Source organism: Oceanobacillus limi (genome assembly GCF_900111445.1).
Classification (GTDB): Bacteria; Bacillota; Bacilli; order Bacillales; family Amphibacillaceae; genus Ornithinibacillus; species Ornithinibacillus limi.
Window position 1 is genome coordinate 407,434 of sequence record NZ_FOHE01000001.1, and the last position, 13,657, is coordinate 421,090.

At 37.4% G+C, this 13,657-nt stretch carries 11 protein-coding genes; 8 read left to right on the top strand and 3 right to left on the bottom strand.

All coding sequences use genetic code 11. The annotated features are described in order from the left end of the window. The first annotated feature begins 4 nt into the window (after nt 1–4). Nucleotides 5–484 carry a thioredoxin family protein gene (locus BMX40_RS02245; RefSeq protein ID WP_090866394.1) on the top strand — a complete coding sequence of 160 codons (480 nt, stop codon included), beginning with the start codon at nt 5–7 and terminating at the stop codon, nt 482–484. A 328-nt stretch (nt 485–812) separates the two neighbouring features. Here BMX40_RS02245 and BMX40_RS02250 read toward each other — a convergent pair whose 3' ends face one another. Then, nucleotides 813–1,310 carry an antibiotic biosynthesis monooxygenase family protein gene (locus BMX40_RS02250; protein ID WP_090866396.1) on the bottom strand — a complete coding sequence of 166 codons (498 nt, stop codon included), beginning with the start codon at nt 1,308–1,310 and terminating at the stop codon, nt 813–815. Nucleotides 1,311–1,510: 200 nt separating this feature from the next. Here BMX40_RS02250 and BMX40_RS02255 point away from each other — a divergent pair, with 200 nt between their 5' ends. The 4 genes from BMX40_RS02255 to hemY all read left to right on the top strand — a co-directional run bounded on the left by BMX40_RS02255 (nt 1,511) and on the right by hemY (nt 7,304). Continuing rightward, nucleotides 1,511–3,700, top strand: a complete 2,190-nt coding sequence (locus BMX40_RS02255) for a transglycosylase domain-containing protein (RefSeq protein ID WP_090866398.1) — start codon at nt 1,511–1,513, stop codon at nt 3,698–3,700. Nucleotides 3,701–3,895: 195 nt separating this feature from the next. Further along, nucleotides 3,896–4,930 (top strand): uroporphyrinogen decarboxylase, encoded by a 1,035-nt coding sequence (gene hemE, locus BMX40_RS02260; RefSeq protein ID WP_090866400.1) that lies wholly within the window; start codon nt 3,896–3,898, stop codon nt 4,928–4,930. A 35-nt stretch (nt 4,931–4,965) separates the two neighbouring features. Then, nucleotides 4,966–5,901 (top strand): ferrochelatase, encoded by a 936-nt coding sequence (gene hemH, locus BMX40_RS02265; protein WP_090866402.1) that lies wholly within the window; start codon nt 4,966–4,968, stop codon nt 5,899–5,901. Next, nucleotides 5,901–7,304, top strand: a complete 1,404-nt coding sequence (gene hemY / locus BMX40_RS02270; RefSeq protein WP_090866404.1) for a protoporphyrinogen oxidase — start codon at nt 5,901–5,903, stop codon at nt 7,302–7,304. The genes hemH and hemY overlap by 1 nt, the downstream gene beginning before the upstream one ends. A gap of 157 nt (nt 7,305–7,461) precedes the next feature. Here the strand turns inward: hemY and pepF are convergent, their stop codons facing one another. Both pepF and yhfH read right to left on the bottom strand, forming a co-directional pair. After that, the gene (gene pepF, locus BMX40_RS02275) at nt 7,462–9,276 is read right to left on the bottom strand and encodes an oligoendopeptidase F (RefSeq protein ID WP_090866406.1); all 1,815 of its coding nucleotides are present in this window, start codon (nt 9,274–9,276) and stop codon (nt 7,462–7,464) included. A 277-nt stretch (nt 9,277–9,553) separates the two neighbouring features. Next, a complete protein-coding gene (yhfH, locus tag BMX40_RS02280) occupies nt 9,554–9,682 on the bottom strand; it encodes a protein YhfH (RefSeq protein WP_090866408.1) in 129 nt (42 codons plus the stop codon). Between the two features lie 99 nt (nt 9,683–9,781). On the opposite strand from yhfH, the gene BMX40_RS02285 reads away from it, so the two are divergent. The 3 genes from BMX40_RS02285 to BMX40_RS02295 all read left to right on the top strand — a co-directional run bounded on the left by BMX40_RS02285 (nt 9,782) and on the right by BMX40_RS02295 (nt 13,339). Then, nucleotides 9,782–10,537: an MBL fold metallo-hydrolase gene (locus tag BMX40_RS02285; protein ID WP_090866410.1), complete on the top strand. Its 756-nt coding sequence runs from the start codon at nt 9,782–9,784 to the stop codon at nt 10,535–10,537. Nucleotides 10,538–10,585: 48 nt separating this feature from the next. Beyond that, nucleotides 10,586–11,581, top strand: coding sequence for a lipoate--protein ligase (lplA, locus tag BMX40_RS02290; RefSeq protein ID WP_090866412.1), 996 nt, complete (start codon nt 10,586–10,588; stop codon nt 11,579–11,581). A 210-nt stretch (nt 11,582–11,791) separates the two neighbouring features. After that, entirely contained in the window at nt 11,792–13,339 is a 1,548-nt protein-coding gene (locus BMX40_RS02295) for a fatty acid--CoA ligase family protein (protein ID WP_090866414.1), read from the top strand. The last annotated feature ends 318 nt before the right edge of the window (nt 13,340–13,657 follow it).

Here is a 13,657-nt window from a genome sequence, read left to right on the forward strand (position 1 = left end):
TGACATGCAAAAGAAGATGTTAATCATAGTTGGAGTAATCCTGGTATTATTTGTAGCTTTATACTTCGTTATTGATTATAAAAATAACCAAGCGATTAATAATAGCGAGAATCCGTATGGAACAAAGAATTTGGATCAAGCAACAATCGATCAATTAGACGATCCTAATTATGGAAATCAAATTATGCCAGAAGAGTTAGATGAAAAAGTGGAAACCGGGGACGCGGTAACCGTGTATTTTTATAGTCCAACCTGTGTTTATTGTCAAAATACGACACCATATCTTGTTCCGCTTACAGAAGAATTGGGCGTAGATATGAAAAAACTAAATTTATTGGAATTCCCAGAAGAAGCAAGAAAATATGGAGTTGAATCAACACCAACAGTAGTGCATATTGACGACGGAGAAGTTGTAGCAAGTATTCTTGGTCAACGTGATGAAGATGAGTATACGGCATTCTTTAATGAATTTGTTTTAGATTGATGTTTTTTGATAAGTGAAGATTTAACCTAACGATATGGAAAAGGCACTTAGCTGTGCTTAGAAGTTTTAAAACGATAGGTTACGTGAGGGACTAGTTTCAGTTCGTACTGGAGCTAGTTTTTTCCTATTTAAAATGAAGGAAGTGGAGAAATAGGATCGTAATGTGAATCATCGATCAGCGGTGGGCATACTGCCAGTTGTATGCGGATAAAATAATACGGATAACATAATAAACGCGGGAGATCACATGCGCATTTAAGATCTCCCGCGTTTATTCGTAACCCTTTTGTTCAAAAGCTTTGCCCACTAGTAAATACTTAAATAGCTTTTATTCATCCTCTTTCTTCATATAGTAAGTTGTTAAAAATGGTCGGTCTGCGAAGTAGGCTGGTGGTTTTGTTGGTGATTCGGAGTGAGACTTTTTAAAGCTACCAGAGTTCTTCCAATGATCATAGTCTACTTCCGACTTCCATTGCGTAAGGACGACATACGTGTTTCCAGAGACTGGTCTTAATAAACGAAAGGCTTGAAACCCTTCCATATTATCTACTTCATGTTTTCTGTTTTTAAATCGATCTTCAAAAACAGGTCTACCTTCTTCTGTAACTGGAATGTTATTCATGGCAACGAAACCTTCTTCTTGAATGTTTCCTTTTTCAACAAGCACTTCGTACGTTCTTCCTGCAACAAATAATTCCTTGTTTGTTCCTTCATAGTACGCCAAGCTACCAGCACCACTAGACATAATGTGGATGGTTTGTTGAGGATGCTTTTTAGCTAACTTCTCTAAAAAATCCCCAGTTCCGTTCGTCATATATGCTTTCATGCTACCAACTCCTTCTATTCTCATCGTACCCTATTTTAACCATTCATAGTCAAGTGATTGAAATATCTATTAGCAATTATGTGCAACAACTATTACTTTAAAATAATTATTAATTGGTAAGAGTTATTATTACTTTGAGAATGTAGAAAAATGTCGTATACTAGTATAGTAACCTTAATTGTTTATATAGAGGTGAATAGATGGCCAAAATTTGGAAAGAAAAAATAAATACGATCCCTTTGTTCATTAGAATACCTATTATTATATGTACGTCTATTTTACTACTAGGTATGATCGGTTATGCATTTATATTGTATGGTGGAAGACTGGTTGTTAATGAGGAGAATCTTGTTTTAAATGCAGCAACTACAATTGAAACGAAAGATGGAGAAGTTATCGGAACGCTGTATCGTGAGAATCGTCACTTAGTTGATATTGAATCATTACCAGATCATGTTCTTGATGCTTTTATAGCAATAGAAGATAAACGATACAAAGATCATGCTGGAGTAGATTTTCGATCCGTAATGCGTGCTGTCTATAAAGACGTAGTTGCCATGCAAAAGGTAGAAGGTGCTAGTACAATAACACAACAGGTAGCGAAGAATTTATTTTTATACAACGACAAAACTTGGATGCGTAAAACAAAAGAAGTAATGGCTTCCATATATTTAGAGCGTAATTTTTCGAAAAGTAGAATTCTAGAGTTATATATAAATAGTATTTATTTTGGACAGGGTGCGTACGGAATTGAGGCGGCGTCGCAACTTTATTTTTCTAAACCGTCGAGTGACTTAAGCATTTCTGAAGGTGCACTACTTGCTGGAATGGTAAAAGCACCTAACAGTTATTCACCAATTCATCATCCAGAAAAAGCGACGAAACGTAGGAATGTTGTACTTGAAGCGATGGAGGATGCAAAATTGCTTGATACAAAACAACGTCTCCACGAACAAGGCAAAACATTAGGTCTATCTTCTGAAGAACGGGAGGACAAACCATGGGTTGATAGTTATCTTGACCTCGTTATGAAGGAAGCAGTGGAGAATCAACAATTATCCATTAATGAGTTAAAACGCGGCGGATATCGAATTATCGTGAATATGGACGAAAAAGCTCAAAAAATAGCGTATAATCAGTTTCAAAATGGTGATTATTTCCCAGGAAATACGAATGGTGTCGAAGGTGCTTATGTCATGATGAAGCATGACACGGGGGAAATAATAACCGCTATCGGAGGAAGGGAATATACATTAGGTGATTTGAATCGCGTTAGTGTGAAGAGACAGCCAGGTTCCACATTTAAACCAATAGCAGTTTATGGTCCGGCAATGATGCAAGAAAACTTTAAGGCTTATTCCCTTATCCCTGATCAATTAATGGATCATAATGGATATCAAGCCAAAAATGTAGATGGAAACTATGATGGAATGGTGTCAATTTATGATGCAATTGTTCGGTCCAAAAATACGTCAGCAGTTTGGTTGTTGGACCAAATTGGAATCTCATATGCAAAGAATTACCTTGAGAGAATGGGGATTTCCATTACTGATGATGGTTTGGCAATGGCTTTAGGAGGGCTTCGTGAAGGAATTACGCCTAAAGAAATAATTGAGGCATATAGTGCATTTGGTAATAGTGGGAAAACGGTACAGCCTACAACGATTAATCGGATATATTCCCAAGATAATGAACTCCTTTATCAAATGGAAACAGTGGAAAGAGAAGTGTTTTCTCCACAAGTTGCCTGGGATATGACGGAGATTTTAACACAAACTGTTCAAGACGGAACAGCAGCATATGGAGAGTATAGTAAAGCAATAGCGGGGAAGACCGGTACGACACAACACCCGCATGTTAATGGGGTAAAAGATGCGTGGTTTGTTGGGTATACACCTGAATATGTCAGTGCTTTATGGATGGGGTATGATAAATCAGATGCCGATCACTATCTAACTAGTGGTAGTCGCTATCCAACCGAGCTTACAAAGAAAATTTTATCTGAAATCGATAAGGAAAAGGCGTTAGTAGGAGAGTTTACGAAGCCTGCTAATGTTAATGATTTACCAAAACCGATAGAATTACCACAAATAGCTAATGTTCGTGCATCCTACGAATTCTCAGGTTTGTCTTTTGTTAAAGGAAAAATAACTTGGGATGGATCTGCTGATGAACGAGTAGTTTATCGCGTGTATCAAGATAATCCGGGTGTAGATGAGCGAATAGGGGAAGTAACAGGAACGTCAGAGTATATTATTGATCATGTCCCGTTATTCCAATCTAGTAGGTATTATGTTGTACCTTATGATCCTCTAACAAAGCTAGAAGGCGATCATTCGGATAAGGTAGAATTATCATTTCAATGGAATAAAAAGATTGGCGGATTGTAAGACTTGTAATACATGACCAATTAAGTCCCCATTTTTTAACGGTTTGATTGGTCTATTACATCGTATCAAAATTAGACAAATTCATGACAATAAAGCTTGATTGCTATACACTATCGTTGTAAACCGATATAGTAGAAGAGGACAATAATAGGCATGGAATTAGGATTGGACAGCTATTGAAAAGGGTGAAAAGCGATGACAAGAAAGATAAATGATACCATTATAAGAGCGTATAATGGGGAAGAGGTAGACTATACGCCTGCTTGGTTTATGCGGCAAGCAGGTCGGTCACAGGAAGAATATCGAAAATTAAAAGAGAAATATTCTTTATTTGAAATCACACATCAACCAGAGCTTTGCGCATATGTAACACGACTTCCAGTAGAGCATTATGATGTAGATGCAGCGATATTATACAAGGATATTATGTCTCCACTTCCAGCACTTGGGGTAGATGTAGAGATTAAGTCAGGTATTGGTCCTGTAATTCATAACCCAGTGAAAGATATTCATGATGTTGAACAGCTAGGAATGATTCATCCAAAAGAAGATGTGCCATATGTTTTAGAAACGATCCGGTTATTATCAGAAGAACAATTATCTGTTCCACTAATTGGATTTAGTGGAGCACCTTTTACGTTAGCTAGCTACATGATTGAAGGTGGCCCATCTAAAAATTATGGAAAGGTTAAGTCATTTATGTACCGTGATCCAGATGCATGGTTTGCATTAATGGACAAGCTAGCGGATATGACAATTACATATGTGAAGGCGCAAATAGAAGCTGGTGCCAAAGCTATTCAAATTTTTGATTCATGGGTTGGCGCGTTAAATGCAAGGGATTACCGCGTTTTTATAAAGCCAACAATGACAAGGATTTTTTCTGAGCTACAACAGGAAGATGTACCATTAGTTATGTTTGGTGTAGGTGCTAGTCACTTGCTATTAGAGTGGAATGACCTACCAGTAGATGTCATTGGCTTGGATTGGCGCACATCGATTAAAGAGGCACGTGAGTTAGGTGTCACCAAAGTGTTACAGGGAAATTTAGATCCTGCGATTCTACTTTCTGATTGGGATACAATTGAAACTCGTACAAAAGAGATTTTAGATCAATCAAAAGCAGATGGAAGACACGTATTCAATCTAGGACATGGTGTCACACCAGATATTAATCCAGAAACATTGAAAAAGCTTACAAACTTAATTCATTCTTATTCAAAACGTTAAGGAATAAAGCATACAATTGGTGAGGTGTATTGAAAATGGAAAGAAAAAAAATGGGACTATTGGTAATGGCATATGGAACGCCATACACAGAAGAAGATATTGAACCTTATTACACACATATTCGTCATGGTAGAAAACCAGAACCAGAAGCATTACAAGATTTAAAAGATCGTTATAAAGCAATTGGAGGAATTTCCCCATTAGCTAAAATTACAGAACAGCAAGCAAAAGCTTTGGAAACAAAATTAAATGAATCACAAGAAAAATATGAATTTGTCGTATATATCGGATTGAAGCATATCCATCCATTTATCGAGGATGCTGTACAGAAAATGGCCAATGAGGGTATTAACGAGGCCGTTTCTCTTGTATTAGCTCCACATTATTCAACTTTTAGTGTGAAATCATACAATAATCGTGCCCAAGAAGAAGCAGATAAACATGGTATTTCGATTACTTCTGTAGAAAGCTGGTATGATGCACCAGGGTTTATTAAATACTGGGCAGATCAAATCAATACGGAATACGATAAAATGTCAGCAGAAGAACGTGAGAAAGCAGTTCTTATCGTATCAGCACATAGTTTACCTGAGAAAATCTTGCAACATGGTGATCCGTATCCAGACCAGCTAAAAGAAACTGCTCGATTAATTTCTGAGGAAACAGGAATTAAAAACTATGAGCTTGGATGGCAAAGTGAAGGGAATACACCCGATCCTTGGTTAGGACCTGATGTTCAGGATTTAACCCGTGACTTATACGAGCAAAAAGGATATCGTGCATTTGTATATGCTCCAGTAGGCTTTATCGCAGATCACTTAGAAGTACTTTATGATAATGATTATGAGTGTAAAGTTGTTTGTGATGAATTAGGGGCTAGTTATTATCGTCCTGAAATGCCAAATGTACACCCGCAATTCATTGAAACATTGGCAGATGTTGTTCTAAAAAAAGTAAAGCGTGATGCGTAATGACGGACAATAAAACGATTGTAATTGTAGGTGGTGGAATAACTGGCTTATCTGCTGCTTACTATTTACAAAAACAAATAAAAGCCAATAACCTACCGTATGAAGTGAAGCTGGTAGAGGCGAGTAACCGCCTAGGTGGTAAGATTAAAACCATACGCAAAAATGGCTTTACGATTGAGCAAGGTCCAGATTCGTTTCTATCTCGTAAAAAGCCTGCTGTGAAACTGGCAGAAGAAGTTGGTGTGGATGATCAGCTCATTCGTAATGGAACAGGGCAATCGTATATTTTAGTAAATAATAAACTCCATAAAATGCCTAGTGGTTCATTTATGGGGATTCCTACACAGGTTCGACCGTTTTTATTCTCCGGGATTTTTTCTATGAAAGGGAAATTACGGGCAGGATTTGACTTTGTATTACCCAAAGGGAAGCCTGTTCAAGACCAATCTCTTGGAGCCTTTTTCCGTCATCGATTTGGAGATGAATTAGTTGAGAACTTGATCGAACCCTTATTATCTGGTATTTATGCTGGGGATATTGATGACATGAGTATAATGGCCACGTTCCCTAATTTTTATAAACTAGAGCAAGAGCATCGTAGCTTAGTAAAAGGGTTGCAACAAACAATGCCAAAGCCGAAGAAATCAACTGGTAAAAAGCCAGGTATGTTCTTTTCATTCCCAGAAGGTCTAGAAACACTGGTTGAAAAAGTAACTGAAAAACTGGAAGATGGAACGGTTACATTAGAAGCTCCAGTAGACCATGTAGAGAAAAAAGAAACGGGCTATCACTTATTACTTGGTAATGGTGACGTATTTAAAGCAGATGCTGTTATTATGGCAACACCACATAATCATTTACCTAAGATATTTAGTCAATACGATTTCTTTAAAACATTCCAAGAGATGCCAGCAACATCTGTTGCGAATGTCGCCTTAGCTTTTGATGAGTCAGCCATTAAAAAAGACATTGATGGTACAGGATTTGTTGTTTCTAGAAATAGTGACTACCGAATTACTGCATGCACATGGACACATAAGAAGTGGCCTTCCACAACTCCAGAAGGAAAAGCGTTGGTACGGTGCTATGTCGGTAGACCTAATGATCAGTCTGTTGTAGAGTTATCAGATGAAGAAATTATTGATATCGTGCTAAAAGACTTAAATAAAACGATGGACATTACTGCGAAGCCGGAATTCAGTGTGGTATCACGTTGGAAAAATGCGATGCCTCAATATACAGTAGGACATAAAGAACGAATTGCTACGATTCGTCAAGAGGCAAAAGATAGATTGCCCGGCGTGTTTTTAACAGGTAGTTCCTTTGAAGGTATTGGAATTCCAGATTGTATCGAACAAGGGGAACAGGCAGTCAGTGATGTTTTAGAATTTTTAAAAGGGTAGCTAATAGAAGACTAGTTTCAGCTGATGCTGGAGCTAGTTTTTTTATGAGATTAAGCAAAAAATATTTGCTTTGTTCAGAGTGTTTACTATATGACAATAGACTTTTTTGGTAAAAAAAGAAGACCTCATGCGAACTTGAGATCTTCTTTATCACCTATTATTCGTAACTTTTTTCTAGTTCATCTACTAGAGAACCAACAAAGGCAACAGCTTCTTTAATTGCATCTGGTTTGGACATGTCAACACCAGCTTTTTTAATAAGATCAAGTGGTTTTAATGTGCCACCAGATTTTAGTACCTCTAACCAGTTGTCTGCAGCAGGTTTTCCTTCCGTTTGAATCTTTTGTGCAACAGCAGTAGATACGGTTAATCCAGCTGAATACGTGTACGGATATAGGCCCATATAATAGTGTGGTTGGCGCATCCAAGTAAGTCCGGAATTTTCATCAAAGGTTACAGCATCACCCCAGAAGCTTTCAAGTGCTTCTTGTTTTTGTTGGGTTAGGACATTCGCCGTTAAAGGAGTCCCAGCCTCTGCTAAATCATAAACGCGACGTTGATATTCACCTTCTAGTAGGTGCGTAACAAAGTTATGGTAATACGTTCCTAATAATTGAGTAATTACCCAACGCTTCATCCGTTTGTCATCGGTTTTATTTAACAAGTGATTGGCAAGTAGTAATTCATTAATCGTAGATGGTGCTTCGACAAAGTAAGTCGAAGGACGTGTATTAACTAATGATTGATTTTTACCTGCTAAATAGAAATGTCCAGCATGACCAAGCTCATGGGCTAATACAAACGCACCACGCATTGTATCTGTCCATGTAATCAGGATGTAAGGGTGAACACCATATGGACTAGCGCAGAAAGCCCCAGTTTGTTTTCCAACATTATCTGCTAAATCTACCCAACGGTCATTTAATCCTTTTTGCATAATTTCACTATACTCAGGACCCATTACTTCAAGTGCTTCTAAAATAACAGATTTAGCCTCTTCGTATGTGGTTTCTGGATTAAATTCAGGATCTAGTGGTGCTTTTAAGTCCGCATAATACAACTCATCTAAACCTAGCTTCTCTTTCTTTAATTTTGCGTAACGCCGCATATGTGGCGCAAGCTCCTTTTGAATCACATCCAGCTGATTATGATACATTTCTTTTGTTACCTGTTGTGGAGCAAGGAGCATGTCTGTAACAGAATCATAGTTACGAAGACGAGACATCGTTACTTGTTTGGTTACCTCTGTTGCATAGGTTGCTGCATACGTATTTTTATATTGATTCAACGTTTTGGTAAAGGAATCATAGGCATCACGACGAATTCGAGTATTTGTTTCTAGCTCATAGCGGTCTTCATATAATGCAGCAGACATAGGCAATTCATTACCTGCATCATCTTTAATGGAATCAAATTGCATATCGGAAGATTTACTACGTCCATAAATCATATATGGTGCACCGTGCACCTCACTAAGTGCAGCTAGTGTTTCTTCAATTTCTGGTGATAAGGTATGCGGTTTGTCTTCTAATGTATCTTGTAGCATTTTTTTATAAGTAACAAGACCTTCTTCTTCGGATAGAAATTGATCCACCTGCTCTTCGGATAAGGTTAATAGTTCCGATTGAACAAATGATAGCTTTGCTCCAATACTAGCCATTGCAGAAGAAACTTTAGCCGAGTCTCGTTGATTATTTGGATCACTACCATCTGCGCTAGAACGAAGACTAGCATATGTACCAACTCGAACCAATCGTTTGCGATAGTTTTCTAAGGCACGCAGACCATTTAATAATGTAGTAGAATCGTTCACTAATTTTCCTTTATACTGTGTAACTTCTGTTATATCAGCTTGTACAGCCTCTAATTCTTTTTCCCAAGCATCTTCAGACGGGAATAAATCTGTTAAATTCCATGTTTGTTCTACGGGTACTTCAGAACGATTCAGACGCTTTGCTTTTGTTGTTGTCATTAAAAATCCCCTCTCCTTCAAAAAAACTATTTCGGTACTCTAAGTATTATAATATAAATTTAGCTAGAATGATATGATTTTTCAGTATTTTTTCTAAAAATGAATGAGAAAATTTTCATTCGTGGAAGCTTTATTGGAAGAGAAGCTAAATGACAACAAAAAAACACAGCTATTTGCCCAATAGCTGTAAAGTAGAAGTGTGTTATACTACAGTTGAAATAGGTTGCTATACTTGTTTTTCGGTTAAACTACATTTGTATATAAACTATCTAACGCGTTACCTAGCCGGATGATCACATTCGTCACAAATATTACCGTAACAATCGGCTTTTTCGTCCATTTCCTGACCGCAATGCTGACATTGTTTCTTAGGTAAATTTCTGAAAAACTCAATGACGTTTATCATTTGGCTCCCCCTTTGTGTAGTTGTTTTTATTGTATTATAACAGTATGCAAATTGTCAAATCTGTGTTACAACAAAAATAAGAATATTGAGGTGATTAGAATGAAATTAACTGTTATTGGTTTTTGGGGAGGATTTCCTGCACCAGGTGGGGCTACATCCTCTTATCTATTAGAAAAGGACGGCTTTACCTTGTTAATTGATGCAGGGAGTGGTTCGTTGTCAAAATTACAGCACTATAAGCATGTGATGGATATTGATGCTGTTGTATTGTCACATTATCATCATGATCATATTGCTGATATCGGAGTACTTCAATATGCATGGCTTGTTCAGTCTTACGTTACGGGAATGAAAGAGATATTACCCATATATGGCCATAAGGAAGACCCATCTGGATTTGAGTCATTGACGCATGAGTGTACAGAAGGGATAGCATATGATCCTGCTGACACATTGACTATTGGTCCGTTCTCTATTACCTTTCTAAAAACAAAACACCCAGTTCCTTGTTATGGAATGAGAATAACAGATGGAGAAAAAGTTATCGTTTATACTGCTGATACGAGCTATAAAGATGAATGGATTCCCTTTAGTAAAGAGGCGGATTTACTTATTACAGATTGTAACTTTTATGCAGATCAGGATGGGGCGGGTGCAGGACATATGACGAGTCATGAAGGTGCAAAAATTGCCAAAAATGCAGGTGTGAAACAATTGTTATTAAGCCACCTACCACAGTATCGAGAGCCTAGAGATTTAGTCCGAGAAGCACGTTATTATTTTGATGGTGAGATTCAATTAGCTGAAGAAGGGTTAATATGGGAAAATGAAGAGCTTTCTTTTGATTGCTCCTAATTTTTCCATTAAACTGATAGTAGTACGATGTAATTAGGAGGGACAAGCATGAAATTTATTGATAACAAAGGCATTACAGATCCAACTATTAATTTAGCAATCGAAGAATATATCTTACAGAATTTTGGTGAGAAGGATACATATTTACTATTTTATATCAACAAGCCTTCCATCATTATCGGAAGAAACCAGAATACCGTTGAAGAAATAAATACGGATTATGTTGAAGATAATGGTATTAAGGTTGTTCGACGCCTTTCAGGTGGGGGAGCTGTTTATCATGATGAGCAGAACTTAAACTTTAGCTTTATTACAAAAGATGATGGTGAAAGCTTCCATAACTTTGAGAAGTTTACAAAGCCAGTTGTAGAAGCGCTACAAAAACTAGGTGTACCTGCTGAACTAAAAGGTAGAAATGACCTTGTAGCAGACGGACGTAAAATTTCAGGAAATGCAATGTTTTCTACAAAAGGGCGTATGTTCAGTCATGGGACATTAATGCTAGATTCTGAAATAGAAAACGTTGTAAAAGCATTAAATGTAAAAAAAGAAAAAATCGAATCAAAAGGAATTAAATCGATTCGTAGCCGTGTAGCAAATATATCTGAATTCCTAGATGAAAAAATTTCGATGGAAGATTTCAAGGAGCTCATTTTAACATATATATTCGATGTAGAAGATGTAAATGAAGTTCCACGTTATGAATTAACCGAAGAGGATTGGAAAAATATTCACAAGATTTCCGAGGAACGTTATCAAAAATGGGAATGGAACTATGGAAAATCCCCTGCATTTAATGTACAAGTATCGCATAAGTTCCCAGGCGGTCTTGTTGATGTCCGTTTAGATGTGAAAAAAGGATTAATCGAAAACTGCAAAATTTTTGGTGATTTCTTTGGTTTAGGTGAAGTAACAGAGTTGGAAAATAAGATTATTGGTGTACGACATGAGAAAAAGGCATTGGAAGAAGCGTTGGCCGATGTAGATGTTTCCCATTACTTAGGAAAAATTACAAAAGAAGACCTAATTAACTTAATTTATTAAGGTATAGCAGCTCGTATTTCGGGCTGCTTACTTTTTCGCTCTAAATGTTAACGCTTCCACTTGAAAATAATAGTTTGGTCTTTTATACTTAAAATAGTGTTAAAATTTAAAGTATAGGAAAAATTGCTTTTCTAATTAAGGAAGGTATTTTTCTTAGACCAAAATGAATGACTATTCATTCATTTATTATTTTATAGGGGGTTTCTTGTAATGAATTTAAGTGAGCAATTATCTATAACAGCTAGAAAACACCCGGAAAAAACAGCCTATGTATTCCAAGACAAGGAGACTAGTTATTTCGAACTCGAAACGTCTGTACAACGGTTTGCAACACAGCTAGAAAACTTAGGCTACAAGAAAGGAGACCATATCGCATTAGTAGTTGGTAATAGTCCTTATTTTATTATTGGACTGTATGGTGCGCTCCGAGCTGGAGCAGTAGTAATTCCGATTAATCCGCTGTATACGCCTAGTGAGATGACGTATATTTTGCAAAACGGTGATGTAAAAGGGATTATTACAATGGATGTACTATTAGAGAAGTTCGAAGCTATTTCAAATCACTTGCCAAATGTAGAACATTACATATCATGTGAAAGTGGGGTAGATCTAGATCTATCATCACATTCATTAGCTTCTAAATTGCTATCGTTTACGCATTTGGTGCGAACTGGAGAAGCGGAGTTTAAAGATGAGAAACCGGTGCTAGATGAGGAAGATACCGCAATTATCTTATATACTTCTGGAACTACAGGGAAGCCCAAAGGTGCCATGCTAAGTCATAAGAATTTGTATTCGAATGCCAAGGATGTAGCGGATTACTTAACGATTAACGGAGAAGATAGAGTAATTGCTGCATTACCAATGTTCCACGTGTTTTGCTTAACCGTTTCTTTGAATGCACCATTAATGAATGGTGGAACGGTTTTAATCGTACCGAAGTTTTCCCCACAAGAAGTATTTCGAATCGCCAGAGAGCATGGAGCTACGGTTTTTGCTGGAGTACCAACCATGTATAACTATTTACTTCAAACAGCAGAAGGCAATCAGGAGAACTTTTCTGGTATTCGCTTATGTATCTCTGGTGGAGCGGCAATGCCTGTTGCTCTACTAACTCAATTTGAAGAAACATTCAATGTGAAGGTTTCAGAGGGATATGGCCTATCTGAAGCAGCGCCAGTAACTTGCTTTAATCCATTGGACCGTCCACGTAAGCCTGGCTCGATTGGCATGAGTATTATACATGTGGAAAATAAAGTAGTCGATGAATTTGGTGAAGAACTACCCGTTGGTGAAGTAGGAGAATTAATTGTCCGTGGGCCTAATGTGATGAAAGGGTATTATAAGATGCCAGAAGAATCTGCTGTAGCATTAAAGGATGGCTGGTTATATACAGGGGATATGGCAAGAATGGATGATGAAGGATATTTCTACATTGTGGATCGAAAAAAAGATATGATTCTAGTCGGTGGCTACAATGTGTACCCTCGTGAAGTGGAAGAAGTATTGTATAGTCATCCAGCTGTGGCCGAGGCAGCGGTCGTTGGAACACCAGACCCCGATACTGGCGAGGCAGTGATAAGCTTTGTTGTGTTAAAAGATGCGTCCATCCAAGAAGATGAATTACGCGATTTTTGTAAAGGACATTTAGCAAAATATAAAGTACCTGCTAAAATTGAATTTTTAGAAGAACTACCTAAAAACACAACAGGGAAAATCTTAAGAAGACATTTAAAAGATAAAGTGGAGCAAGTGTAATTTAGCTCGTGTCGAAGAATCCGATGATTCAAAACGATTTCATTTGTTTTGAACTCGTCGGATTTTTGTTTTTGCCCATTCCCGTAACGCTGTTGCCCATTACAGTGCCGTAAAAGCAACATGATTTCCTTTATGGTCATTCGCTTTCCGTGGCCTGCCCTCAGACAAGGGAATACTGGAATATTGTGTTTCCTTAGACTCTTAGAGAGACAAAGGAACATCTACTAAAGAGTTGGCAACAGACTGAGGATCCAAAACTGCACCAAATGAATGAAATCGGTCATTTAGCGGAATGAGGATCCATTTCGTTTTTGATGA